This window comes from Streptomyces sp. NPDC006174 (genome assembly GCF_040614075.1).
Classification (GTDB): Bacteria; Actinomycetota; Actinomycetes; order Streptomycetales; family Streptomycetaceae; genus Streptomyces.
The window spans coordinates 34,177-58,708 of sequence record NZ_JBEXTJ010000021.1 but is presented as its reverse complement, the minus strand read 5'-3'; the positions used below and the strand labels follow the sequence as shown (position 1 = coordinate 58,708).

Sequence of the window (24,532 nt, the reverse complement as noted above, 5' to 3'; positions counted from 1 at the left end):
AGGCACCGGCCCCGCCGCACCGGCGGTGTCCGCCCGCGACCGGAGCCGCCACCACCACGGGCAGCGTGCGCGGCCCGTCACCGGCGCCGTTCTCGGCCGCCGGCTGGTCCACCGAACCGACATCGAACGAAATCTGGGGACGAAATGACTGAAGTCGCCGCGCCCGTGCTCGCCGACGCCAATGTGCGACAGATGCTCTCTCCGTTCGGACTCGACATCGAGTACACGCGGGCCGAGGGCAACGCTCTCCACTACACCGACGCCGAGGGCCGTGAGCGCCGGGTCGTGGACTACGCCTGCGGCTTCGGCTCCCTCATGCTCGGCCACAACAACCCCGAGATCGCCCAGCGGGCCAAGGAGATCCTGGACTCGCAGATCCCGGTCCACACGCAGCTGGCCCGGCACTCGCACACCAACGACCTCGCGACCGCGCTCAACAAGATCATCCAGCGTGAGCTGAACACGGACGAGCCGTACTTCGCGCTCTTCGGCAACTCCGGTGCCGAGGCCGTCGAGATCGCCATCAAGCACGCGGAGTACGACCGCCTGGAGCGCGCCAAGGAGCTCCTCGCCGGTGTGGCGGCCAACATCGACACCGCTCGTGGCGCCGTGGCCTCCGGCGCCGCGCAGGTGTCGGCCGACGCCTACGGGCAGGCCGGCGTCGCGGCGGGCACCGGCTTCGACGAGCTGGTCGCGGAGATCGAGCGGCGCAACGAGGCGGCCGCCGCTACGCAGCCGCTCTTCCTCACCATCGAGGGCTCCTTCCACGGCAAGCTGGCGAGCAGCATCCAGCTCACGCACAACGAGATGTTCCGTACGCCGTTCAAGTCACTCTCCGCGCAGGCCCGGTTCGTCCCGGCCGACCAGCCCGACGCGCTCGCCAAGATCGTCAGCGACGAGCGGGTCCCGGTGCTCGACCTCGTCACCGACGACGGCGCGGTCACCGTCGTCGAGCGCGACTTCCCGGTCTTCGGCGCCTTCTTCCTGGAGCCGATCCGCGGCGAGGCCGGCATCCGGCCGCTCAGCGCGGAGTTCGCCCGTACGATCCAGCAGGTCTCCGCCGAACTCGGCTGCCCGGTCGTCTCCGACGAGATCCAGAGCGGCAGCGGCCGCTCCGGCGCCTTCTTCGCCGCCTCGCACATCGGCCTGCGCGGCGACTACATCATCCTGGCCAAGAGCCTGGCCGGCGGCATCTCCAAGACCGGTGTGGTACTGGTCCGCGAGGGCCGCTACCAGCACGGCTTCGAGACCATCCACAGCTCCACCTTCGGCAAGGACAGCATCTCCTCGCTCATCGCCCTCAAGGTGGTCGAGCTGCTGGAGGCCGACGGCGGACAGGCCTACCGCGCGGCCGAGGAGCGCGGCAACAAGCTGCGCTCGGCGCTCGAAGCGGTCCGCGACGACTTCCCGGACGTCGTCAAGGAGGTGCGCGGCGCCGGCCTGATGCTCGGCCTGGAGTTCCACGACCAGTCGGAGGCCACCTCCGAGGTCATCCGCGAGCAGACCCAGCACGGCATGATCGGGTTCGCCGTCGCCGGATACCTCCTGCGCAACCACGGCATCCGTACGTTCACCACGGCGAGCGCCCTGCACACCTTCCGGTTCGAGCCGTCCATCTACATCAGCGACGAGGACATCGCCCAGCTGGAGACGGCTCTGCGCGCCGTGGCCGGCGTCCTGCGGCGCCAGGACGAGGAGGGCTTCGGCGGCGCCTGATCCGCCGGGGCGGAGAAACCACCACCCCAGCCGAGCGACAGGGGCACGGCCGACCGGCGACGGACGGCCGTGCCCCTGCTCCGTCGTGCGCCGCTTCGGGCGCGCACCCGCACCGCAACCGAACCGCCGGGGCGTCAACGTCCCGCGAACATCAGGGAGTCGACATGAACACCGCAGCCCCCGAAGCCGGACTCGCCGAACCGCACCTCGCCGAAATCCTGGCCGCCGTCGGCCTCGACGTCGAGTACGTCAGGGCCGAGGGCAACACGATCCACCGGCTCGACGAGGAGGGCCGCGAGATCCCCGTCCTCGACTTCGTCGGCGGCTTCGGATCGCTGATCCTGGGCCACAACCACCCGGAGATCGTGGCCCGCGCCCAGGAGCTGCTCAGCGCCCAGCTCCCCATCCACGCCCAGTTCTCCCGGGCCCCGCACGCCAACCGGCTGGCCGCCGCGCTCAACACCGTACTGCGCCGCGAACTCGGCGAGGACGAGCAGTACTTCGCGATCTTCGCCAACAGCGGCGCCGAAGCGGTCGAGGCGGCGGTCAAACACGCCGAGCTGGACCGCACGCTCAAGGTGGCGGCGCTGACCGAGGAGATCGACGAGCACCTCGCGTACGCACGGTCCCAGGTACGCGACGGGCTCGCGGTGCCTGCGGACACGGCGCACGCGCGGTTCGGCACCGGCGCCTCCGGCGACCCGGTCCGGGACGCGGAGGAACTCATCGCGCACGTCGGCCGGTTCAACGCGCTGCGGCTCTCCGAGGCCCCGCTCTTCCTCGCTCCCGAAGGCGCCTTCCACGGCAAGCTCGTCGGCAGCGTGCAGCTCACGCACAACGAGGGCTTCCGCGTCCCGTTCAAGGCGCTCGCGGCGCAGGCCCGCTTCCTCCCGCTCGACCAGCCCGACGCCATCCGCAAGACCTTCGAGGCCGAGCGGCGGGTCCTGCTCGACCTGGCCGTCGGGGACGGCCGGATCACCGTGGTCGAGCGCGAGTACCCGGTCTTCTGCGCCTTCGTCCTGGAACCGATCCAGGGCGAGGGCGGGATCAACGTCCTCACGCGCGAGTTCGCCGAGGCGGTCAGGGAGGCCTGCGACGCCTTCGACTGCCCGGTGATCGTCGACGAGATCCAGAGCGGCATGGGCCGCTCCGGCGCCTTCCTGGCCAGCTCGCTCATCGGCCTGCGCGGCGACTACTACACGCTGGCCAAGAGCCTGGGCGGCGGCGTCGCCAAGACCTCCGTGGCGCTGATCCGCGCCTCCCGCTACCGCAAGGAGTTCGAGCTGGTCCACAGCTCGACCTTCGCCAAGGACGCCTTCTCCAGCCAGATCGCGCTCAGGACGCTGGAGCTGCTGGAGGCCGACGGCGGCCGGCTCTACCGCACCGTGGCGGAGCGCGGCCAGGCCCTGCGCACCAGGATCGACGCGGTGCGGGCCGACTTCCCCGACGTGCTCAAGGAGGTACGCGGCGCCGGGCTGATGCTGGGCGTGGAGTTCCAGGACCGGTCGGACTCCGCCACCGGGAACATCCAGGAGCTGGCCCGCTCCGGCTTCCTCGGCTACGCCGTCGCCGGCTACCTGCTGCGCGCCCACTCCGTGCGCCTCTTCCCGACCGGCAGCGCGGTCAACACGCTCCGCCTGGAGCCGTCCGTCCAGCTGACGGACGAGGAGATCGCGCAGCTGGAGACGGGGCTGCGGGACGTCTGCTCCGTCCTGCGCGACGGCGACGAGGCGCGCTTCTTCGGCGGCTGAGACCCGGCAGGCTCCTCCCGTACGGCGGCCCGATCCCGAGGCGGTCCGGAACGATCTGTTCCGGGCCGCCTTGTCCCAGCTTTGTGAGCGGTTGGACCACGGCGACGCAGCATGGTGGTCGAACCTGGCAGACAGGACACGCGGCTTCACCGCCGCGTCCTCGCCGCCGGGCCGCCGGAAGCGTTCGGATGGGGGAGACATGGAATTTCGGGTACTGGGACCACTGGAAGTTCTCCGCGACGGGGAGCCGGTGGAGCTGAGAGGCACCAAACAGCGCGGCACCCTGGGTTTCCTGCTCCTCCAGGCGAACCGCGTCGTCCCCACCAGCCGCCTGCTCAACGCGCTCTGGCCGGACGAGAACGCGCCGACGACCGCGCGGAAGATCCTCCAGAACGCCGTGTACGGGCTCCGCGGAGTCCTCGCACCCTCACCGCAGGACGCCGCCGCCGACGCGATGCTGCTGACCCGCCCGCCCGGCTACATGATGCGCGTGGCGCCCGACGAGGTCGACCTGCACCGGTTCAACCAGTGGGTCGGCCAGGGCCGTGAGAAGCGCGACCAGGGCGCTCCGGCCGAGGCGGCGGTCCTGCTGCGCGACGCCCTGGACCTCTGGCGCGGCTCCGCGCTGGCGGACCTGGTCGAGGCCGGTATCGACTGGCCGGAGCTGGACTCGCTCCGCAAGACCCGGCTGGACGTGACGGAGGACTACTTCGACGCCCAGCTCCTGTGCGGCCGGCACCACGCCGTGCTCGCGGAGCTGGAGTCCATGGTGGCGGCCGAGCCGCTGCGCGAGCGGTCGTGCGGCCAGCTGATGATGGCGCTGTACCGCTGCGGCCGCCAGGCGGACGCGCTGAGCGCCTTCAGCCGCGTACGGTCGCTGCTGATCGAGAACCTCGGGCTGGAACCGGGCCAGCAGCTCCAGCAGCTGCAGCGCGCGATCCTCACCCAGGACCCGTTGCTGTCCCTGGACGCGAGCCCCTTGGCCGCGCCTTCGGCCCGCCCGCAGCCGGTACGGATACGGGCGGCGGAGCCGCGTACGTCGGACGCCGCCTCCGCCGGAACGGAGGTGGCGGTGCAGGCCGCGGAGGCCACCCGGCGGAACGAGGAGACGGCGCCGGGCATCCAGCGCCGCCTGGTGAGCGTCCTGTCCGTCCGCACCCGCCTCACCGCACCGTTGGACGGCTGCGTCGACACGCTCCTGGACGCGGCCGCCACCGTGGTCAGGGAGCAGATCGAACGGTACGGAGGCACGGTGACCGCCTCCATGGGCTCGCTCACCCAGGCCCTGTTCGGGCTGGACGGTCCGGACGAGGGCGGTGCCGGACAGGCCGTGGCGGCGGCGCTCGCGATCCGCGACGTACTGGACGTGCCGTGCGGGTCCGAGCCGGACCGGCCGCCGCTGTCGGTGCAGGCCGCGGCGACGACGGGCGAGGTGCTGCTCCGATACTCGGGCCGGAACGACGCGCCCACGGCCGTCGGCGCGGTGCTGGACGAGTCGCAGTCGCTGCTGGCCGGTCTGGCCGACGGCCATGTCCTGGTCGCCGATGAGGTGCGGCGCGCCACCGAGAGCGCCGTCGTCTACCGGCGGGCCGAGGGCCGGCCGACCGTCTGGCTCGCGGTCGGCCGCCGGACGAGCGGCCAGGAGGCGGGCGCCGAGGATCCCGGCACGGCGTACGAACTGGACCTCCTCTGCGGGCTGGTCAAGCGCAGCCAGGACCGGGAGATCCCGCACCTGGTCACGGTGCTCGGCGAGTCCGGCTCCGGAAAGAGCCGCCTGCTACGGGAGTTCGGGGCCCGGCTGGCCGCCCGGCCCGGCCCGGCCACCGTACTGACAGGCCGTACACCGACCGCTCCCACCGACCACCCGCTGAAAGCGCAGGCGCAGGTCCTTATGGCCTACTGCGGCATCCGGCCCGGCGACGGACCCGACTCCGCCCGGTCCGCCCTCACCGCGCGGGTCCGCCACCTCTTCCGCTCCGAACGCAGCGGCTCGCGGGTCCTGGCCGGCCTCACGCCCTTGCTGGACGTCCGGCCCGGTGCGGCGCCCACCGACGTATCCGCTCCACGGATCCTGGCCGCCTGGCGCGACTTCTTCCAGGCGGCGGCACAGCACCTGCCGGTCGTGCTGTGCATCGACGACCTGCACCGCGCGGGCTCGGACGTGCTGGACGTCGTGGAGGAGCTGGCCGAGTCCGGCGCCTCGGCCCCGCTGTTCGTGGTCGCCTCCGCCGGCCCCGAACTGCTGCTGCGCCGTCCCGCCTGGGCCGGCGGCCGGAGCCACGCGACCACCGTGACGCTGGGCCGGACCGAGGAGACCACGACCAGCAGGCAGCTGGTGGAGTTCCTCCGGGCGGCCGCCCGCGAACGGACCGCGAGCGTCGGCGGGCCCTCGGCGCCCTGAGGGGCGACGGGGAGGCCGCCCGCACGTGGTCCGGGCGTCCGAGCCGTACGCGGGACCTGTACGTCCGGCCGGGGCGCCGGAGACCGAGCGTTCGGCCCGTACCTCCTCGTACGTCCGTCCCGGGCGACGAGCCCATGCACAGCCGAGCAGGAGGTGGACAGATGGGGTACGAGACGGAGCCACCGGCCGCGACGGCCCGGGAACCACGTGGTGCCGGTCGCCGGGCCTACCCCGTCGGGTCCCGCCTGCCTCCGCTCCTGCCGGGCGTGCCGGCGCCGGCCTCGCCGGGACGGGCACGGGCGGCCCGCGGGCCCACCGGGTCCGGGTCGCCCGTGGAGGCCGGTGCGCGGCACAGGCGGCTGGTCGCCGACGGCGTCCGCGAACTGGCGGTCGCCTTCGATCCGCCGACCCGGCGCGGGTACGACTCGGACGCGCCGGACGCGCGCGGGCAGGTGGGCGGCGGCGGTGTCGCGGTCGACTCGCTGGACGACATGCGGATCCTCTTCGGCGGAGTGCCGCTGGACCGCGTGTCGACGTACCTGGCGGCCGGCGCACCGGCCGCCGTCCTCGTGCTGCTCCTCCAACTGGCGGCGGAGGAACAGGGCGTGGCCGGAGAGCGCCTGTGCGGCGCGATGGACAACGACATCCTGGGGGAGTACCTGGGCGGCGGCTCCATCTTCCCGCCCGGCCCCTCGCTCCGGCTCGTCGCCGACACCTTGGCGTACTGCGGATCTGCCCTTCCCCGGTGGACGGCCATCTCGGTCTCCGGAGAGTTGGCGGCGGCTGCGGGCACCTCCACGGCCGGCGAGGTCGCGTTCATGGTGGCGAACGGCGCCGCGTACGTACGCGCCGCCGTGGCGGCGGGCACTCCGGCGGACGTGGCCGCGTCCCGGCTCTCCTTCTCCTTCGCGGCCCGCTCCACGCTGGTCGAGGAGGCCGCCGCGGTACGGGCCGCCCGCCGGATCTGGGCCGGGACGGCGACGGAGCTGCCGGGTTCACGCGCCACCGGCGCGCCACCGCTCCGGCTGACGCGTCGGCGCGGCGCGGAGCTACGGCCCGCCTGGGCCGATGCGTGCGGCGGTCCGGACATCGTCGACTCGATGGCCCACGACATCGAGTCGGCCGCCCGCGCGCTGCTCCACGAGATCGCGGAAGCCGGAGGAGCGGTGGCCGCGATCGAGGACGGCTTCTGGAGCAGGGGGGCCGTTCGGCCTCGCGGCGCGACCCGGCCGAGCCCGGGCCGCTCCGTCGATCCCGCCGTCGCGGACCGGCAGACCGAGCGCCTCGCCAAGCTGCGCGCCTGGCGCGACGGGCGGCGCGTGACGACGGGCCTGGACCGGCTGCGGACCCGGGCCGCCGGGCACGGCAACGTCCTCCACCCGATGAAGGAAGCCCTGGCCGCGGGCGCCACCGTCGGCGAGGTCTGCGACGCGCTGCGCGAGGTCTGGGGCCGTCATCCACACGCCGGCGGCTGAGCGTCCTCCCTGCGGCGCTGGGCGTGGGGTTACCCGTAAGTGAGTGGTCAGGGATTTCTCCGCTCTATGTTCTGAGCACCAATCTCCTGAAGGGTTCGGCATGATTTCTGTATCCAGTGACAAGATTGCCAACCGAATCTCGATGGCACCTTCCTCCTTGCGGGAATCGATGGCGCGTTTCGCCACCGGCGTCATCGTGCTGACCGTCGGCGGCGACGATATCCACGGAATGACCGCCAACGCTTTCACCTCCGTATCGCTCGAACCACCGACCGTGCTCTGCTGTATCGCCCGCAGTGCGGTGATGCACCAGGCGCTGACCTCGCAGAAGCGGTTCGCCATATCCGTACTCGGTGCGGACCAGGAGGATCTGGCCCGCTATTTCGCCGACAAGCGGCGTCCTCTCGGACCGGAGCAGTTCCAGCAGCTCGCCTGGGAACCGGGTGCGGTCAGTGAGGCGCCTCTGCTGCACGGTGCGCTGGCCTGGCTGGAATGCGAACTGACCGAGATCCATGAATCCGGTGACCACTCGATATTCCTCGGAGAGGTGGTCAACGCGAGCAGGAGCCCCGAAGGACCCGGACTGCTCTTCTTCGACGGGGCGTTCCAGGGGACCGGGTCCGCCGACGGCTCATGAACGGCCCGGAGGCCGCCATGGGCCAGTGGTTCATGGAAGCCCTCAACGAGGGTCTCAACCGGTCGGTGGTGCACACCCGCCGCCGTACCGCACCGGACGGAGACGTTCCGCGCGACCCGTTCGCCGCCGCGGTGATGCGACGCTTCGAGACCTCTCTGCCGACGGTGCTCGGCGCGCCGGATCGTACGGACGCCGCTCTGCTGGCCGTCCTCCACCGCCGCGCCCGCCACATCCTCGCCAGAGCCCTCGCTCCTGCCGGACCGGCGGACCCGCGCGGTTCGGCGCCGCCGCATCCGCCGCTGCCCGCCCGCCTGGAGGCGCTGGTCCCGGCCGTGCTCCTGGAGTGCGCCGCGCTGCTGCTCATGGAGCCGGCGTGGTCCGAGCGGCCGGACCGGAAACCGGCCGACGTGCTGCGGGCGATGGGAGAGGCGGTACGCGAACCCTTGATTCCGGATACCGCCGGAAAAACGCACGTGACCTGGATCACAGGAATGTCCGGGTGAGTTTCTGTCAGAATCCGGTCCATGACCAGTGACCTCCTTCTCGGAAAAGTCGTCCTCATCACGGGTGCGAGCAGCGGAATCGGTGCGGCGGCCGCGCGTGTCTTCTCCCGGGAAGGCGCCACCGTCGTGCTCGCGGCACGGAGAAAAGACCATCTGTCGGCGCTGACCGACGAATTGCGGGGCAAAGGATCGGAGGCGTCGTACGTCGTCACCGACATCACTGATGCGGAACAGGTCGCGGCGGCGGTGGATTTCGTCCTGAGTGAATACGGACGTCTCGATTCCGCTTTCAACAATGCGGGAAGAGGCGGCGACCGCACTCCTCTCCATCTCATGCAGGACGATGTGTACGACTCCGTCATGGACATCAATGTCCGTGGCGTGTGGAACTGTCTGCGCCACGAGATAGCGGCCATGCTGCCGAACGGCGGCGGCAGCATCGTCAACAACAGCAGTGTCGCCGGGCTGGTGGCCATTCCCGCCGCGGCGCCGTACATCGCCTCCAAGCACGCGGTCGTCGGCTTCACCCGCGCCGCGGCCGACGAGTACGCCAAGCAGGGCATCCGGGTCAACGCCATCGCTCCCGGGACCACGCGCAGCGAGATCACCGCGGACTGGTTCGAGCGCAACCCCGGCCTGGAGGATCACGTCAACTCCCTGACGCCGCAGGCCAGGACGGCGGATCCGGAGGAGATCGCGCAGGCGGCGGCCTGGCTGCTGAGCGACCGCTGTCCCTTCCTCACCGGTGCCGTGGTCCCGGTGGACGGCGGATTCGTCAACCAGTGATCCGCGCGCTGCCGGGTCCGGAGCGGCGGGCGGAACCCGTCACTCCGGACCCGGTCGGCGTTCTGATGCCCGGTCAGCCCACCCGGCCGGTGAACGTGGCGCGGAAGGCCTCCCGGTCGTCCTGCACACCGGTGACGACGAGCGAGACCTCGCCGTCCGGCCGGACGGCAGGAGTGCCGGCCACGACCCAGCTGGGCCGGTCGAACTCGACGTACTGCTGGTAGGTGACCGCGACCCCGGTGGGCTCGAACGTCCCCGGGACCACCGTGGCGTGTGCGGCCTGTTGCGCGGCCTCCAGCAAGGTGAGGCCGGGGACATGGTCGACCGGGTGGTCGAACAGCAGCAGGTTCTCCGCGTCGTTCCGGACCTGCCAGCGACCCGGTTCGTCCGTGGCCGAGAGCATCACGTCGCCGGCGGAAGGCCGTCCGACGACGGCCGGTTCCACCGGCGGCGGCACCGGCCACCGGCCCCAGTCGACGGTGAGGTGGTCACCGCGCAGGCGCCGGTAGGCGGCCGGTGACACCCAGCCGAAGACGGAGTCCGCGCGCACCACGGTCTCGCCCTGATGCGAGATGCGGAAGTCCAGGGCCAGGTTCTTGCCGGCGGGCTTGCGGCCCGCGCCTTCGGTCAGCGTGACCTCGACGTCCATCCGCGCGCACGTGCCGTGCGGCAGCCGGAAACCGGGCCGGACGGTGAAGTTGAGATGATGGAGCAGGGTCTGATGGGTGAGCGGTACGTTCCGCTCCGCGTGCCCGACCAGCAGTCCGGTCTGTCTGATGGTCTGTGTCAGCAGCCGTGGATCGTAGGGCCACTTCTCGTGGGCCGCGGGCCAGTGGGTGGTGAGGCCGACGCGGTGCTCGGAGACCCGGTCCCAGTCGGTGACGAGGATCGACGGGCTGTGGTGCAGATGGGTGTAGGCGCGGAGCTGGTCCATCCGGTCCAGGGCAGGCCGATGACGTTCACATCGCTTGTGCAAGGTTCCCCCAGGTCCATGCGCGGAGCTCGTGAGTTGGGCTTGTAAAGTACCGGCCCTCCGGTCGGTTTCAACCCCGAGTAAATGTGACTTAAAGCACTGGTCAAGATTTCCTATGGAGGCACGCATGGCGAAGCAGGAGCGCGCGATACGCACCCGGAGATCCGTCCTGGTGGCGGCCTCCGAGCTGTTCAACGAGGTGGGGTACGAGGCGGCGACCATCGGCGCGCTGCTGGAGCGGGTCGACCTCACGCGTGGCGGCCTCTACTTCCACTTCGCGACGAAGGAGCAGCTGGCCCGCGCGGTCCTGGACGAGGCAGTGACGCTGGAAGGACTGCAGCCGCAGACCTTCAAGCTGCAGGAATGGGTGGACATCGCTCTCCTCCTGGCCCACCGGGTACCCCGTGAACCGTTGCTGCAGGCCTCGGTGCGGCTCTCGGTCGACCCTCTGTCGCGCGGTCTGTTCGGCACCCGGTGGCCGGACTGGGTGACGGTGGGCCAGGAGCTGCTCGACGCGGCCAAGGCGAAGGGGGAGTTGCTGCCGCATGTCGACACCGCCGAGACATCGCGCCTGCTCGTGGGCGCGTGGACCGGCGTCCTGCTGATCACCGAGGTGATGCCCGACTGCACCCTGCCGGAGGAGATCTCCAGCCTGTACGAGCTCATCCTGCCGAGCATCGCCACGAGCGGGGTGCTCGCCCGTCTGGACACGTCGCCGTACCGGGCCGAACGCCTTCTGGCGGCGATGGACTCTTCCACCGTCCAGGGCGTGGGAGCCGAATGACGTACGGAAACCGGACCGGCTGACGGTTTCCTATCGGCCAACGGCTGGTCCCGGGTGGTCACCGTGTCCGCGCGGACGGGTGACCGCGCATTTGGGGGTGGACTCGATCTGCACTTTGCCTAAGATGCCTAGCGTCCGGTTTTTGGGGCGATCTTTGCCTCGTTCTCCGTGTCCGGCCCGGCGGGTTCGTGGACCTGTCCCTCCGTCAGGAGGGTTTCCGGCAGGCCGACGAGGCGGATCGGAGGCGGGAGAGAGGTCGTTCAAAACCGGACAACAGGTCTCTTCCCTGGCGGGGGCGGGACCGACAGGAGACCGAAGTGCGGCCGTGGCTGCGGTCGCCGTCCACATTTGGGGGGATGACATGGGCGGGAAAGCTTCTCATTCGGGCGTCGCGAGCACTCTGACGCCTCCGACATCCGATCGGTTCTGCGGCGAGTTCTCCTCGCTGCTGTTCGCGTCCCTGCGCCGCAAGGAGCAGCGCTACAAGGCGGAGCAGTACGTCTGCGGCCTTCTCATGCGGCCGGGACGCAAGACGCTGCGCAATGTGGCCGCGCAGTTCGGCGGCGAGGCGGCACAGCAGAGGGTCCACCATTTCATCGCCTCCTCCCCGTGGGAGTGGATGCCGGTGCGCCGGGTCCTGGCGCGGTGTGTGCACGAGGCGTTCTCGCCGCTCGCCTGGGTGATCCGGCCGACGATGATCCCGAAGGCGGGCAACAGCACGATCGGTGTCGACGAGCATTACGTTCCGCGGCTCGGCCAGGCCGTCAACGGCCAGCAGGCGGCCGGGGTCTGGCTCGCCTCCGACCGCTCGGCCCTGCCCGTCGGCTGGCGTCTGCTCCTCTCCGACCGCTGGATGGAGGCCCGTTCGCGGCGGCAGGCCGGTATCCCGGAGGGTGCGGCCGCCGGCGACCTGGACGCCTGCGTCCGCGGAGCGGTGGACGACGTGGTGGAGACCCGGGAGGTGCCCCGTATCCCGGTCGTCGTCGACGCCGAACTGGCCGACTCCGTCGGGCTGGCCCGCCATCTCGCAGCGCTCGGGCTGCCCTTCCTCGTACGGGTCGATCCGATGGAGCAACTGCGCCTGGACCCCGGCAGGCTGCCGCTGTACGGCGGGCGCGAGCGCACCGCCGGCGAGCTGGTGAAGACCCTGACCCACCTCCGGCGGGCGGTGAACCTCGGCGACGGCCCCACGCTCGCCGCGGCCATACCCGTCGTCGGCCGGCACCGGCCCGCGATGCCAGGCGGCGCCGGACTGTTCCTGGTGGGCGAGTGGGCCGGCGACGGCCGCGCCGGCGGCAGGCTCTGGCTGACCGGGTCGCCGCCCTCCGCGCTGCCGCAGGTGCTGGCGCTCACCCGCCTCCCGGCCGTGGTGAAGCGGGACTTCGACGCGATCTCGGAGAGCGTCGGGATGACCGACTTCGCCGGCCGGTCGTACCAAGGATGGCACCGGCACGTCACTCTGGCGTCGGTCGCCCACTGCATCGCCGCCTGGCCGATGCGCACCTCAGGCGCCGACTGACCTCGCACGAACCTACTTACCGTCCGGTAACTTGACATTCTCGGAGCCTGGCCGCCCCGCGCACCGCCATTTCTTTCTACCTTCGATACGCCACACCAACCCCCCTCGATGCGCGCCGGGAACCGGCCAGGAAACAGGAGTGTGCGTAGTGCAGTTCAGTCTCATCGGACCCTTCGGCATAGTCACCGACGAGGGCGAGACCTTCGCTCCCAACGCACCCAAGCTCTGTCAGCTACTGGCGGTCCTCGCACTGAGACCCCGGGAGCCGGTGGCGATGGGCACTCTGGTGAAGGAGCTCTGGGGCCAGGAGGCCCCGGCTGGGGCGGCCAGGACGCTGCAGACGCACATCTACCACGCGCGCCGGATGCTCGGCGGCCTCGGGATCGTCCCGACGGAACGGCAGTTGCTGGTCACCCAGGCCCCCGGCTACCGCCTCGACGTCGCGGACGAGGAGGTGGACGTCTGCCGCTTCGAACGCCTGGTCCAGCAGGCCCAGGCGCGCCTCGACAGCGGTGACCCGCAGCGGGCCGCGGAGGGGCTGAAGGAGGCCCTGGCCCTATGGCGCGGCCCCGCGCTCAGCAACGTACCGGTCGGAGAAGTCCTGCTCGGCCAGGTGGCGCGGATCGACGAACTGCGCATCCGGGCACTGGAGTTGCGCGCCGAGACCGAGCTCCGGCTCGGCAGGCACCGGGAGTTCCTCCCGGAGCTGCGGTCACTCGTCAGCAACCACCCGCTCCACGAGTGGCTCCACGGACAGCTCATCACCGCGCTCCACCGCTCCGGCCGCCGGGCCGAGGCGCTGGAGGCCTACCAGAACCTCTACCGCATCCTCAAACGCGAACTGGGCCTCGTGCCATCGCCGGAACTGCAGCGGCTCCAGTCGCAGATCCTCGGCCAGTCCGGCCCCGATGCGCCCGTGCCGCTGCGGTGGCGCGCCGACCGCCACCCGGGCGCCGTCATCGGGCCCGTGCACACCACCGCGATCGCCGGCTGACCGGCCCTCGCCACCGTCGCCCACCAGCCACGCAACGGCAGTGGGCGGCCCGTTACCGCACGATGCGCAGCCGGTTCGGGACACCCCGTTAGCGTGCTCCCATACCCCCTCCGGTGACGCGAAAGCGTCCACCAGGACCCCTCCAGGGCGCCGGGCCGACGCCGTGCCGCCGGCCTTCCGCGACGCCCCGGCAGCGACCCGCGCCCCCGCGCGGCACCCCGTCGCGACCTCACAACCCGGACCAGAACAAGGAGACGTGGTGACCACCGCAGCCTTCGACGCCAACACCGTCGTGAACGCCGTCCAGGACATCCTTCCCAAGCTCCGCGAGAACGGCCGACAGGCCGAGGAACAGCGCTGGATCCCGCAGGAGAACATCGACCTGCTGGAGAAGAGCGGAGTGTTCCGCATCGCCACCCCGAGCCGGTTCGGCGGGCTCGACCTGCCGGTCGCCGAGCAGACGAAGATCCTGGCCGAGATCGCCCGCGGCTGCCCCTCCACCGGCTGGGTCGCCTCGGTCTGGGTCTCCAGCACCTGGCTGGCCACGCTCTTCTCCGACCGCGCCCAGGAGGAGATCTTCGCCGACCCGTCCGTACGCGTCTCCGGCGGCTTCACCCCCACCGGCTCGCTCACGCCCACCGAGGACGGCTACGTCCTCAACGGCTCCTGGCGCTTCAACACCGGCTGCCGCGGCGCCGACTGGAACATCGCCGCCACCGTCCTGGAAGGCCCCGACGGTACGCACACCGAGGTCATCGCGATCGTGCCGATGTCCGAGTTCACCATCGCCGACGACTGGCACACCTCCTCCGCCTCCGGCACCGGCAGCTCGACCAGCACCGCCAAGGACGTCTTCGTCCCCGCGCACCGCGTCGTCGACTTCGGCGAGGCGATCTGGAACGTCACCCCGGACCGCTCCAACACCGGTGCCAACGGCCGTAATTACGGGCTCTTCGCCTTCATCATGGCCGAGACCGTGGCGACCTTCCTCGGCACCGCCCAGGGCGCGCTGGAGCTCTTCCTCGACCGCATCCCGGGCCGGGCCATCGCCTACACCTCCTGGGAGAACCAGGCGCACCACCCGCTGACCCAGATCAACGTGGCCGAGGCGGCCAACAAGATCGCCGCCGCGAAGGGCCTGGAGGCCGGCTGGCTGAAGGTCCTCCAGGACCGCGCCGACGCCGGTGAGCAGCCGACGCTGGAGGAGAAGGCCGCCATCCGCGGCCAGGGCGCCTACGCCGTACAGCTCGCCAAGGAAGCCGTCGAGATCCTCTACCGGACCAGCGGCGCCTCGGTCATCCAGCGCAGCGTCCCGCTCCAGCGCTTCTTCCGCGACGTCGAGGGCTTCTCGCTCCACGGTTTCCTGCTGCTCAGCACCAACCTCGAACTGCACGGGCGGGTCCTGCTCGGCCTCGACCCCGAGACGCCTCTCCTGTAGGGGGTGTCTGGCCGATCAGGCCGGGCTCGCGGGCTTGGCACCGCACCTCGCGGCGTTGTCGTCGGTCACCAACGCTCCGCGTTGACTCCCTCCTCCGCCTTGCGATGCACGGCACCAAGCCCCGCTCCCTGATCCGGCCTGATCGGCCAGACACCCCCTAGCACCGCCTCCGCCCGGCCCCGGCCGGGCGGCCGCTCCCCGAACCGAAGCATCGACCACGCCCAGCCCTGCCGCACGGCTGAGCCGGAGGACTTCCGAGTATGAGCACCGACACCACCTCGCCCGCCACCACGCCCGTCTCCGTGATCGGCCTCGGCATGATGGGCACCGCCCTGGCCGAAGCCTTCCTCGGCCAGGGCCACCCGACCACCGTGTGGAACCGGTCCTCCCAGAAGGCCGAACAGCTCGTCAGCCGGGGCGCGACGGGCGCCGACACCGTCGGCGCGGCCCTGACGGCCGGCCCTCTCGTGGTCGTCTGCCTCTCCACCGACGAGGCGGTGCACCAGGTCCTGGACCCCGAGGTCGAGAACCTCAAGGACCGGGTGCTCGTCAACCTGACGTCCAGCACGCCCGAGGAGGCCCGCGCCACGGCCGCCTGGGCGGAGCGGCACGGCATCACGTACCTCGACGGCGCGATCATGGCGACCCCGCCGCTCGTCGGACAGCCTCAGGCGCTGATCTTCTACGGGGGCTCCGCCCCGGCCTTCGAGGACCACCAGGAGACGCTGCGGGTCCTGGGCGGCGCCGCCACCTACCTCGGCGACGACACCGGCCTGCCGTCCCTCTACGACGTGGCCCTGCTCGGCATCCTCTGGTCCACCGTCGCCGGCAACATCCAGGCCCTGGCCCTCCTCGGCACCGAAGGCGTCACGGCCGAGGCCTTCCTGCCGTACGCCACCGCCTGGCTCAACCACGTGGCCGTGCCGTACCTGCCGCGCCTCGCCGAAGAGGTGGACCGCCAGGACTACGCCACCGACGTCTCGACGCTCAACGTCAACAAGGAAGCCATCGCCCACCTGGTGAGCGCCTCCCGCTCCCAGGGCGTCAGCGCCGACCTGGTGCTGCCCTTCCAGGCCCTCATCGAACGCCGGGTGGCGCGCGGTCACGGCTCCGACAGCCTCTCCAGCCTCATCGAGGAACTGCGCAACCCGTCCGCCTGACCCCCGCACCCGCACCGAGCCAAGACCACGAAGGAGAGACCGTGAGCCCCGAGAACCTCCCCGGCGACCCCGAGATACCCGCGGCCGCAGCCCCCGGCACCGGACGACGCAACGTACTGAGAGCCGCAGGCCTCACCGCCCTGCTCGGCGCCACCGGCGCCACCGGCATCTCCCAGGCCACCGCCGCCGAACGCCGGAAGAAGAAGGCGTCGGGCGACCACGACGTCATCGTCATCGGCGCCGGTTTCGCCGGGGTCACCGCGGCCCGTGAGCTGCGCCGCAACGGGCTGCGGCCTCTCATCCTGGAAGCGCAGAACCGTATCGGCGGCCGCACCTACACCGCCGATTTCGCCGGCGAGCAGGTCGAGCTGGGCGGCGCCTGGTTCGAGGAGGGCCACCCGCACGCGTGGAAGGAGCTGCTCCACTACAACCAGCAGCTCACCTCCGACCAGGCGCCCGACGTGGCCTTCTTCCCGGCCGAGGGCGGCTACCGCGCCTACAGCCCCGCCGAAGGGTTCGGCCGGCTCGCCGAGCTGGTCACGCCGGTCTTCGACGGCTCCCGCGAGTACTTCCCGCGTCCGCTCGACCCGTTCGCCCGCGAGGACCTGGTGCGTCCGCTCGACCGGCTGACCCTGATCCAGCGGATCAACGAGCTGAACCTGTCGCCGGTGGACCACTCCTGGGTCACCGGCAACCTCGGCGGCCTCTCCGGCGGCTCGGCCCGTGGCTCGTTCACGCAGATGGCCCAGTGGTGGTCGCTGTCCGACTGGGACTTCGCCAAGTTCTCCAGCGCCACCTCCTCCCGCCTCGTCCACGGCACGGCCGCCTTCATCCAGGCCATGCTCGCCGACGCCGAGGCGGACCTGCGCCTCAACTCGCCCGTCACCAGGGTCGAGGACCGGGGCGGCCACGTCTGCGTCACCACCGGCAACGGCACGACCTACCGCGCCCGCGCGGTCGTGGTCGCCGTCCCCGTCAACGTATGGAACCACATCACCTTCGCACCCGGCCTGCCCAAGGCCTACCGCACCCTCGCCGAGCAGACCGTCGCCGTTCCCGCCGCCAAGAAGATCTGGCTCCACATCCGCAGCGCCGAGGGCCTCTTCTACGCCGCCGGTGCGGAGGACGCGCCCGGCCTCGGTGACGTCATCCCGGTCCAGCGCCTCGGCGACGGCCACCTCGCCTTCGCGTTCAGCCGGGACCCTCACCTCGGCATCTCCAACCGGCGGCAGATCCAGGAGTCGCTGCGCCGCTGGGCGCCGGACGCCGAGGTCCTCGCCGTCCGCGGCCACGACTGGGGCAACGACCCCTACGCGCGCGGCGGCTGGACCTACAAGCGTCCCGGCCAGCTGACCGGCGCACTGCGCACCGTCCAGCGTCCGGTCGGCCGCCTCGCCTTCGCCGGCAGCGACATCGCCACCGGCTGGAGCGGCTGGGTCGACGGCGCGATCGAGTCCGGGCTGCGCGCCGCGGGCCAGGTCCTCGACCGGTGAACCCTCAGCCGCGCGACCGTGCCGGAGAGCCGATGACCGAGCAACCCACGCCGCTGCGGATCGACCCCAGCGGCAGCGACCTCCACGCCGAGAGCGACCGTCTGCGCGCCACCGGACCCGTCGCCCGCGCCGAACTCCCCGGCGACGTGGCCGTCTGGATGGTGACGGACTCCGCCGTCGCCAAGAGCCTGCTGACCGACGACCGGGTCTCCAAGGACGCCTACCGGCACTGGCCCGCCTGGGAGAACGGCGAAGGCGAACTCGCCCGTACGTGGCCGCTGGCCTCCTGGGTCTCCGAACGCAGCATGATCAACACCTACGGCGGGGACCACCGGCGGCTGCGCAAGCTGATCGCCAAGGCGTTCACCGCCCGCCGCACCGCCGCCCTGGAACCGGCGGTCCGCACCCTCGTCCAGGAGCTGCTGGACGAGGTCGCCGCCACCGAGCCCGGCCGGCCGCTCGACATCCGGGCCGCCTTCGCCTACCCGCTGGCGATCCGGGTGATCTGCGAACTCCTGGGCATCCCGGACGCCATGCGCGAGGACCTCTTCCGGGTCGTCGCCGACATGTTCCGCACCTCCGCCACGCTGGAGGAGGTGCAGGCCAACGGCGAAGAGATGGTCGGCCTGATGACCGCGCTCACCGACCACAAACGACGCACCCCCGGCGACGACCTGGTCAGCGCGCTCATCACCGCCCGCGACGACGAGGAGAACTCCGGTCTGGACGAGACCGAACTCGTCGACATGATCCTGCTGATGATCGGCGCGGGCCACGAGACCACCGTCAACCTCCTGGACCACGCCATCCACTCGCTGCTCACCCATCCCGAGCAGCTGGCGCTCCTGCGGAGCGGCGAGGCGACCTGGGACGACGCGATTGACGAGGCGCTGCGCCACCAGGCGCCGATCGCCAACCTGCCGATGCGGTTCGCCGTCGAGGACATCGAGGTGGGCGGTGTGACCATCGCACGAGGTGACGCGCTGATCGTCTCCTACAGCGGAGTCGGCCGGGACCCGGCCGTGCACGGCGCCGACGCCCACGCCTTCGACCTCACCCGCACCACCCGCAACGACCACATCGCCTTCGGACACGGTGTGCACCGCTGCGTCGGCGCGCCGCTGGCCCGCCTGGAGGCGTCGGTCGCGCTGCCCGAACTCTTCGCCCGCTTCCCGGACATCGGCCTCGCCGTCACCTCGGACCGGCTCCAGCCGCTGGAGTCGTTCGTCTCCAACGGCCACCGGACGCTCCCGGTCCACCTGAAGCAGGCCTGACCATGGATGACGAACTCTTCGACTACGTGATCGTGGGCGCCGGATCGGCCGGCTCCGTGCTGGCCGCCCGGCTCACCGAGGACCCGGACGTGCGGGTCGCGCTGATCGAGGCCGGCGGACCCGACTCCGACCCGGCCGTCCGCATCCCCAGCGCCTCGCTCGCGCTGCTCGGTACGGAGCTGGACTGGGGCTACCGCACGGTGCCCCAGCCCGGCCTCGGCGACCGCACCGTCGACTGGCCGCGCGGCAAGGTCCTGGGCGGCTCGTCGTCGGTCAACTTCCAGATGTGGATACCGGGTTCGGCGGAGGACTACGACGCGTGGGGGAGCGCCGCCGGCCCTACCTGGTCCTGGCGCGCCGTCCGCCCGTACCTGCGCCGAGCCGAACGCTGGGCGGGCCCCGAAGCGGAGGGAACCACCTACGGCGACGACGGCCCTCTCTGGATCTCGCCGCCCCGCGACCCCGACCCCACCACCCCGCACTTCCTGCGTGCCTGCGCCGAACTCGGCCTCGGCCCGCTCCCCGGCGGACTGGGCGGACCCCACCTCCACGGCAGCGCGCTCACCCCGCTCAACCAGCGCGACGGCGTCCGGTGGAGCTCCGCCGACGGCTACCTCCGCCCGGCCCTCGAACGCCCCAACCTCACGGTGTTCACCGGCGAGCAGGCCCGGCGCATCGTCCTGGAGGACGGCCGCGCGCGCGGAGTGGAGCTGGCCACCCGCCGGCTCTCGGCCCGTCGTGAGGTCATCCTCAGCGCGGGCGCCATCGGCTCGCCGCATCTGCTGATGCTCTCCGGCATCGGCGACGAGCGGGACCTCGCGGCGGCGGGCGTCGAGCCGCGCGTCCATCTTCCCGGAGTGGGCCGTAACCTCCACGACCACGCCACGGTCGACGTCATCCGCCACGCGGTCACGCCCGTACGCCTGGCGCAGTCGGACACCCCGGAGGCGGCGAAGCGGTACGAGGAGGACCGGCTCGGCCCGCTGACGTCCAACATCGCGGAGGCGGTCGGCTTCTTCCGCAGCGACGCCGGTGACGGTGATGGCGGCACCCACGGCAGCGACGGCCGCAACGGCACCGGCGGACCTCCCGACCTGGAGGTCATCTGGGCCCCCATCGCCTTCCAGGGAGAGTCCCTGGCGGACGGTCTGACCATCGGCGTGGTCCTCCTGCAACCCGAGAGCCGGGGCGCGGTGACCCTCCAGGGCCCGGACCCGGAGACCCCGCCCCTGATCGACCCGGGCTACCTCTCCGCCGAGGCCGACCTCCACCGCCTCGCGGCCGGAATCCGCTTCGCCGAACGTCTCTTCGCCACGGACACCCTGCGGTCCCTGGTCGGCGAGGCCATGGCCCCGTGGACCGACGGCCTGGGCGAGGAGGCGTTGCACCAGCACATCCGGGACCACACGGGCACGCTCTTCCACCCGGTCGGCACCTGCCGGATGGGCCTCGCGGACGACCCGGACGCGGTGGTCGACCCGGAGCTACGGGTCCGTCAGGTCCCGGGCCTGCGGGTGGTGGACGCGTCCGTGATGCCGCGCATCACCGGCGGCCACACCCACGCCCCGGCGGTCATGCTGGCCGAACGGGCGGCGGACCTGATCCGCGGCGTGCCGCACTGACGCACTGTGGTCGGACCATACGTCGACGTACGGTCCGACCACAGTTCGTCACCCTCGAACCTGCGGGATCACGGCCCTCCCCCGCGCCGTGATCCCGCAGCCCTCCACCCTCACCCGCCAAGGGGCGGGTCAGGGTCGGTGCGGAGCCATCCGCGTACGCTCAGCTCCTCGTCCGGTCTCCGCCGCCGCGCAGGACCGCTTGGGCCGCCGAGAGGCGCTCGGGCTCGTCGCGGCCGGTGGCCCCGCCGCCCGCGACATCGTCGGCCCAGGAGAGCAAGCGGTGCAGCTGTGGGTCGGTCGATGCCGTGGCGACGCCGGGCTCCCCGACGACGACCTCGCCACCCGTCCCGTCCACGCCGATCAGGGTGCCCTCGGGCAGGGTCCGCCCGCCCGCCCGGACGCAACCGTCGACGGCGTCCACGGTGAGGCTCGCCGCGCCCACGACGGCGGGTTTCCCCATCGACCGCGCCACGACGGCCGCATGGCTGGTCGGGCCGCCGCGAGCGGTAACGACCCCGGCGGCGGCGGCCAGGCCGTGCATGTCCAGCGGAGAGGTCTCGGGGCGCACCAGGACGACCGGCCCTGCGGCGGCCATCCGCGCCGCGCTGTCGGCGGTGGTCGCCACCCGGCCGACGGCGACACCGGGGGAGGCGCCGAGCCCTCGGGTGAAGAGGTCACCGGGTTCGATCCCCGTGATGCGCGGCGTACGGGCCTGCGGGAGATGCTGCGGTGCCACACGCAGCAGCGCCTCCTCGCGGGTGATCGTTCCCGCCTCGGCGAGGTCGACCGCGACCCGGACCGCGGCGCGCCCGACGAACCTTCCGGGGCGCACCTGGAGAATCCACAGTTCGCCCGCCTCGAAGGTGAACTCGACGTAGCACGCGTCGCGGTAGTGCTCCTCGAGCCGGGCCAGGGCGGACAGCAGGCCCGCCCACACCTCGGGTTCCCGGACGGCGAGTTCACCCAGGGGCTCGGTCAACGACGTACCCGAGACGACGTCTTCGCCCTGGCGGCCGAACAGGGCCTCACCGAAGGGGACATGCTCGCCGGTGTTGGGGTCACGGCTGAACGCGACGCCCGTTCCGCTGCGCCCGTCGCGGTTGCCGAACACCATCGCCTGTACGGTCACGGCGGTGCCCAGGTCGTGCGGGATGCCGTGCAGTTCGCGGTAGGTCTTCGCGCGCGGTGTGTTCCAGGACGAGAACACGGCGGCGACGGCCAGCTCCACCTGCCGGGTGGCGTCCTCGGGCACGGTGTCGCCGCCGCGCTCCGCGATGAGCCGCTCGACCTTCCCGATGGCCTCGGCGAGCCGGCTCGGGTCGGTGTCCTGTCCGGCGAGCGCCCGGTCGACGGCCGCCAGGCTCTCCGGGCCCACACCGGCGACCCCGGCGGCGAAGCTGGTCAGGAACCTCAGCCGGGAGTCGAGGGCGAACCGCAGGTCGCCCGTCTCGTCGGCCAGCGCGGTGGTCGCCCCGGTGGTGAGTCCGAGGTTGAGCACGGTGCTCATCATGCCGGGCATCGACACGCTGCCCCCGGAGCGGACCGACACCGCGAGCGGCCGCTGCGGACCGCCGAGCCGGCGGTCCGTGGCCGCCTCCAATCCGGCGACGGCGTCGGCCAGTTGGGCGTCGAGACCGGTCGGCAGCTCCCCGGTACGGAGGAAGGCGCGGCACGCCTGCGTGGTGATGACGAAACCCGGCGGCACGGGCAGCCCCAGACGGTGGAGCACGACGAGGCCGTGTGCCTTTCCGCCGAGGACCTCCGCCGTCTCCTCGACCTCGGCCGAGAGCGGATGGATCCAGGTCATCGCGTAGTCATCTCTGCGTCGCCTTCGCTGGTGCGGCTGCGGGGCCCGGAGCCCGCGCGGGGTGGCGGAACTGCGGGGTCAGTGGCGGGTGAGGCCCAGGGTGGCCAGCAGGTCCTCGTGCAGCTGGAACCAGACGGTGTGGTACGAGGCGGTGCTGTCCGTCACGTACTCCAGGGAGCCGGCCCTCGCCCGGGCGAGGGCGTCGGCGAGCCGGACGGGGTAGCGCTGGAAGCGGAGCAGAACACCGGACAGCTCGGCGCACAGGGGCTCGGCGCGCTGGTGGAACTCCGTGAACCGATCGAGGACCCGGGCGTCGTACGCGGAGTCACTGTGGTCGTTCATCGTCATGGTGCCGTCCGCGGTACGGGTCTGCCACGCCGTGCAGAGGTCGAGCAGCTCGGGGTTGAGCACCAGGAACTGATCGAACACCGCCGTCACCCGCTCCCGGGCTCCGGCCGCCGTCAGCTCCTCGGCGATCCGCTCGGCGTCCGCGGCCCGGCCCTCCTCCGAAAGGCCCCAGCCGCCGAAGTCGCCGGAGGCATGGGTGACGAGTCCGGCCACGGCGAGGTCGATCAGTTCCGATTCGACGTCGGACTCAGGGAGTCCGGACGCCTTGGCCACTCCGGCCAGGCCGGAGAAGCCGATGCAGCGCAGGGTGTGGAGCACCAGCAGATCGGTGCTGGTCGCGTAGGACGAAACGGGCTGGGTCATGGTGCGGCCCCATCAGGTGTGGTGTCGGAGACAGCTGCGGTCGTGAGATCGAAGGTGGCCGCTCCATGAGCGGCACCGGGTCCTTGGGCTCGGGTGACGATCGCGCCGTGCCGCACCCGTACCGCGTACTCGGTGGTGTCGTCGGCGTCCGGCACGCCGACGGCGGACGCCAGCAGACCGCGCTCGTCGAGGATCAGGCGGAGGCGCGGCCAGACACCGGGCTCGAACACGCGCCGCAGGCACCGGGCGAAGTCACCGGCCCTCAGCTGGACGAGGCGACCGGTCTCGGCCGGGTCGGCCGTCGTGACGACCACGGTGACGAGGTCGCCGGCGCGTGCGGCGCGGACGGCTTCCTCGGCGGCCTTCAGACGGTTGGTGCCGAGGAGCGTGATCACCCCGTCATCGGTGAAGGCCACCGGACGGTGCGTGATGAGGTCCAGCATCTCCCGTGGCGGGGACCAGGGGTCGTGGCAGGCGCGGGCCGGCGGGACGTAGGGCAGATGCGGCGGGTTCCAGGTGTCGTCGAGGGCGAGGCCACCCAGATGCGCGCAGGCCTGGACGATGTCGAAGGGATCGCCGAAGCCGAGTGCCGGATCCGCCGAGGGACCCGCACCGTCCAGCAGCCTCATGACCAGCTGGGCCCGCCGGACCTGCCGCCCGGACGGTACACCGCCGGGTGCCTGCGCCTCGAGCGCGAGTGCGAGCAGCAGCGCCTCCAGGTGGGTCACCTGTCCGAACGCGTTGCGGATCGGTTCGTCGTCGAGCAGCGCGGCCGATGAGCGCAGACGCATCCGGCCGGGCGAGGGGGTGTCGCCGGCCAGCGGCATGCGTTCGAGCCAGGTCCGGGCGAACGCGCCCAATGTGTCGGCGACGGATGATGCGGGCGGCTGAGCCGCGCCGGTCGCCTCGCGCTCGGCAGCGGCCTTGCGCCCAGCTGCGGCCGTGTGCTCTGCCACGCCGCTGCTCTCGGCCCTGGCACTGCGCTCGACCATGTCGATCAGCACCGCCAGATAGAGAGCGCGTTTGCTCGGAAAGTTCGAGTACACCGCGCCACGGGTCAGTTCGGCCCGCTCAGCGATCTCGTCCACCTTCACCGCCGCGTATCCGCGCTCGGTGAACTCCGCCTGAGCTGCGGCGAGTACAGCCGCGCGGGTGCGCTCCTGCTGCTGAGCCCGGGTCAACCGCACCATCCGCGACTCCTCTCCGTCCGGTCGTCCGCTGTTCGGAACTGAAATATACACGGAGCATCCCGATGATGGGAACATCCGAGTTGGTGGCAAAGGCGGCTTGAGGATGGCGTCGTGACGGCATCACCGAACGCTGAAGCCCTTGGCGTCCCTTGGCGCGAGGCCGCCGGAAGGCCCGCCGGACGTGCCGTCAGACGTACCGAGCAGGGTCGGCCCATGGAGCGGCGGCCCTGCTTTCTCCGTGTTCTCCCGAAAGTCCTCCATTCCGCAGGCGCCGACCGTCGCGCAATGCACCAAGGAA

Annotated in this window: 19 protein-coding genes; 15 read left to right on the top strand and 4 right to left on the bottom strand. The window is 71.8% G+C overall.

Going from position 1 to position 24,532, the window contains the following annotated elements; genetic code table 11:
* Positions 1 to 144 precede the first annotated feature (144 nt).
* The 7 genes from ABZ267_RS32675 (at position 145) to ABZ267_RS32645 (ending at position 9,269) form a co-directional block, all read left to right on the top strand.
* Positions 145 to 1,716 carry an aminotransferase class III-fold pyridoxal phosphate-dependent enzyme gene (locus tag ABZ267_RS32675; protein ID WP_356755464.1) on the top strand — a complete coding sequence of 524 codons (1,572 nt, stop codon included), beginning with the start codon at positions 145 to 147 and terminating at the stop codon, positions 1,714 to 1,716.
* Between the two features lie 164 nt (positions 1,717 to 1,880).
* A complete protein-coding gene (locus ABZ267_RS32670; RefSeq protein ID WP_356755466.1) occupies positions 1,881 to 3,467 on the top strand; it encodes an aminotransferase class III-fold pyridoxal phosphate-dependent enzyme in 1,587 nt (528 codons plus the stop codon).
* 199 nt (positions 3,468 to 3,666) lie between these two features.
* Positions 3,667 to 5,868, top strand: coding sequence for a BTAD domain-containing putative transcriptional regulator (locus ABZ267_RS32665; protein ID WP_356755468.1), 2,202 nt, complete (start codon positions 3,667 to 3,669; stop codon positions 5,866 to 5,868).
* Between the two features lie 161 nt (positions 5,869 to 6,029).
* A complete protein-coding gene (locus tag ABZ267_RS32660; RefSeq protein WP_356755470.1) occupies positions 6,030 to 7,343 on the top strand; it encodes a methylmalonyl-CoA mutase family protein in 1,314 nt (437 codons plus the stop codon).
* Positions 7,344 to 7,485: 142 nt separating this feature from the next.
* A complete protein-coding gene (locus tag ABZ267_RS32655; RefSeq protein WP_356755472.1) occupies positions 7,486 to 7,980 on the top strand; it encodes a flavin reductase family protein in 495 nt (164 codons plus the stop codon).
* A complete protein-coding gene (locus tag ABZ267_RS32650) occupies positions 7,977 to 8,483 on the top strand; it encodes a hypothetical protein (RefSeq protein ID WP_356755474.1) in 507 nt (168 codons plus the stop codon). The genes ABZ267_RS32655 and ABZ267_RS32650 overlap by 4 nt, the downstream gene beginning before the upstream one ends.
* A gap of 21 nt (positions 8,484 to 8,504) precedes the next feature.
* Positions 8,505 to 9,269, top strand: a complete 765-nt coding sequence (locus tag ABZ267_RS32645; RefSeq protein ID WP_356363954.1) for a glucose 1-dehydrogenase — start codon at positions 8,505 to 8,507, stop codon at positions 9,267 to 9,269.
* Positions 9,270 to 9,342: 73 nt separating this feature from the next.
* Here the strand turns inward: ABZ267_RS32645 and ABZ267_RS32640 are convergent, their stop codons facing one another.
* Positions 9,343 to 10,203: a ScbA/BarX family gamma-butyrolactone biosynthesis protein gene (locus ABZ267_RS32640; RefSeq protein ID WP_356755476.1), complete on the bottom strand. Its 861-nt coding sequence runs from the start codon at positions 10,201 to 10,203 to the stop codon at positions 9,343 to 9,345.
* A gap of 166 nt (positions 10,204 to 10,369) precedes the next feature.
* On the opposite strand from ABZ267_RS32640, the gene ABZ267_RS32635 reads away from it, so the two are divergent.
* The 8 genes from ABZ267_RS32635 to ABZ267_RS32600 all read left to right on the top strand — a co-directional run bounded on the left by ABZ267_RS32635 (position 10,370) and on the right by ABZ267_RS32600 (position 20,526).
* On the top strand, positions 10,370 to 11,026 hold the full coding sequence (locus tag ABZ267_RS32635; protein ID WP_356755478.1) for a ScbR family autoregulator-binding transcription factor: 657 nt from the start codon (positions 10,370 to 10,372) through the stop codon (positions 11,024 to 11,026).
* Positions 11,027 to 11,387: 361 nt separating this feature from the next.
* On the top strand, positions 11,388 to 12,545 hold the full coding sequence (locus ABZ267_RS32630) for a transposase (protein ID WP_356755480.1): 1,158 nt from the start codon (positions 11,388 to 11,390) through the stop codon (positions 12,543 to 12,545).
* A gap of 148 nt (positions 12,546 to 12,693) precedes the next feature.
* Complete coding sequence (locus ABZ267_RS32625; protein ID WP_356755482.1) at positions 12,694 to 13,539, top strand: AfsR/SARP family transcriptional regulator; 846 nt, start codon at positions 12,694 to 12,696, stop codon at positions 13,537 to 13,539.
* Between the two features lie 259 nt (positions 13,540 to 13,798).
* Positions 13,799 to 14,977 (top strand): acyl-CoA dehydrogenase family protein, encoded by a 1,179-nt coding sequence (locus tag ABZ267_RS32620; RefSeq protein WP_356755484.1) that lies wholly within the window; start codon positions 13,799 to 13,801, stop codon positions 14,975 to 14,977.
* A gap of 260 nt (positions 14,978 to 15,237) precedes the next feature.
* On the top strand, positions 15,238 to 16,137 hold the full coding sequence (locus ABZ267_RS32615; RefSeq protein ID WP_356755486.1) for an NAD(P)-binding domain-containing protein: 900 nt from the start codon (positions 15,238 to 15,240) through the stop codon (positions 16,135 to 16,137).
* A gap of 41 nt (positions 16,138 to 16,178) precedes the next feature.
* On the top strand, positions 16,179 to 17,630 hold the full coding sequence (locus tag ABZ267_RS32610; RefSeq protein WP_356755488.1) for an NAD(P)/FAD-dependent oxidoreductase: 1,452 nt from the start codon (positions 16,179 to 16,181) through the stop codon (positions 17,628 to 17,630).
* Between the two features lie 32 nt (positions 17,631 to 17,662).
* Positions 17,663 to 18,904 carry a cytochrome P450 gene (locus tag ABZ267_RS32605; RefSeq protein WP_356755490.1) on the top strand — a complete coding sequence of 414 codons (1,242 nt, stop codon included), beginning with the start codon at positions 17,663 to 17,665 and terminating at the stop codon, positions 18,902 to 18,904.
* 2 nt (positions 18,905 to 18,906) lie between these two features.
* Positions 18,907 to 20,526, top strand: a complete 1,620-nt coding sequence (locus tag ABZ267_RS32600; RefSeq protein WP_356755492.1) for a GMC family oxidoreductase N-terminal domain-containing protein — start codon at positions 18,907 to 18,909, stop codon at positions 20,524 to 20,526.
* A 160-nt stretch (positions 20,527 to 20,686) separates the two neighbouring features.
* On the opposite strand, the gene ABZ267_RS32595 is transcribed toward ABZ267_RS32600, so the two are convergent.
* The 3 genes from ABZ267_RS32595 to ABZ267_RS32585 form a co-directional block, all read right to left on the bottom strand.
* On the bottom strand, positions 20,687 to 22,333 hold the full coding sequence (locus ABZ267_RS32595) for a pyruvate, phosphate dikinase (protein WP_356755494.1): 1,647 nt from the start codon (positions 22,331 to 22,333) through the stop codon (positions 20,687 to 20,689).
* A 78-nt stretch (positions 22,334 to 22,411) separates the two neighbouring features.
* A complete protein-coding gene (locus tag ABZ267_RS32590; protein ID WP_356755496.1) occupies positions 22,412 to 23,044 on the bottom strand; it encodes a transcriptional regulator in 633 nt (210 codons plus the stop codon).
* Positions 23,041 to 24,234 (bottom strand): helix-turn-helix domain-containing protein, encoded by a 1,194-nt coding sequence (locus ABZ267_RS32585; protein ID WP_356755498.1) that lies wholly within the window; start codon positions 24,232 to 24,234, stop codon positions 23,041 to 23,043. The genes ABZ267_RS32590 and ABZ267_RS32585 overlap by 4 nt, the downstream gene beginning before the upstream one ends.
* Positions 24,235 to 24,532 lie beyond the last annotated feature (298 nt).

Coding starts and splice junctions, on each gene's coding strand:
- ABZ267_RS32585 (WP_356755498.1), bottom strand. CDS start 24,234: ATGGTGCGGTTGACCCGGGCTCAGCAGCAGGAGCGCACCCGCGCGGCT.
- ABZ267_RS32660 (WP_356755470.1), top strand. CDS start 6,030: ATGGGGTACGAGACGGAGCCACCGGCCGCGACGGCCCGGGAACCACGT.
- ABZ267_RS32630 (WP_356755480.1), top strand. CDS start 11,388: ATGGGCGGGAAAGCTTCTCATTCGGGCGTCGCGAGCACTCTGACGCCT.
- ABZ267_RS32595 (WP_356755494.1), bottom strand. CDS start 22,333: ATGACCTGGATCCATCCGCTCTCGGCCGAGGTCGAGGAGACGGCGGAG.
- ABZ267_RS32600 (WP_356755492.1), top strand. CDS start 18,907: ATGGATGACGAACTCTTCGACTACGTGATCGTGGGCGCCGGATCGGCC.
- ABZ267_RS32665 (WP_356755468.1), top strand. CDS start 3,667: ATGGAATTTCGGGTACTGGGACCACTGGAAGTTCTCCGCGACGGGGAG.
- ABZ267_RS32605 (WP_356755490.1), top strand. CDS start 17,663: ATGACCGAGCAACCCACGCCGCTGCGGATCGACCCCAGCGGCAGCGAC.
- ABZ267_RS32650 (WP_356755474.1), top strand. CDS start 7,977: ATGAACGGCCCGGAGGCCGCCATGGGCCAGTGGTTCATGGAAGCCCTC.
- ABZ267_RS32640 (WP_356755476.1), bottom strand. CDS start 10,203: ATGGACCAGCTCCGCGCCTACACCCATCTGCACCACAGCCCGTCGATC.
- ABZ267_RS32670 (WP_356755466.1), top strand. CDS start 1,881: ATGAACACCGCAGCCCCCGAAGCCGGACTCGCCGAACCGCACCTCGCC.
- ABZ267_RS32675 (WP_356755464.1), top strand. CDS start 145: ATGACTGAAGTCGCCGCGCCCGTGCTCGCCGACGCCAATGTGCGACAG.
- ABZ267_RS32645 (WP_356363954.1), top strand. CDS start 8,505: ATGACCAGTGACCTCCTTCTCGGAAAAGTCGTCCTCATCACGGGTGCG.
- ABZ267_RS32590 (WP_356755496.1), bottom strand. CDS start 23,044: ATGACCCAGCCCGTTTCGTCCTACGCGACCAGCACCGATCTGCTGGTG.
- ABZ267_RS32615 (WP_356755486.1), top strand. CDS start 15,238: ATGAGCACCGACACCACCTCGCCCGCCACCACGCCCGTCTCCGTGATC.
- ABZ267_RS32655 (WP_356755472.1), top strand. CDS start 7,486: ATGGCACCTTCCTCCTTGCGGGAATCGATGGCGCGTTTCGCCACCGGC.
- ABZ267_RS32635 (WP_356755478.1), top strand. CDS start 10,370: ATGGCGAAGCAGGAGCGCGCGATACGCACCCGGAGATCCGTCCTGGTG.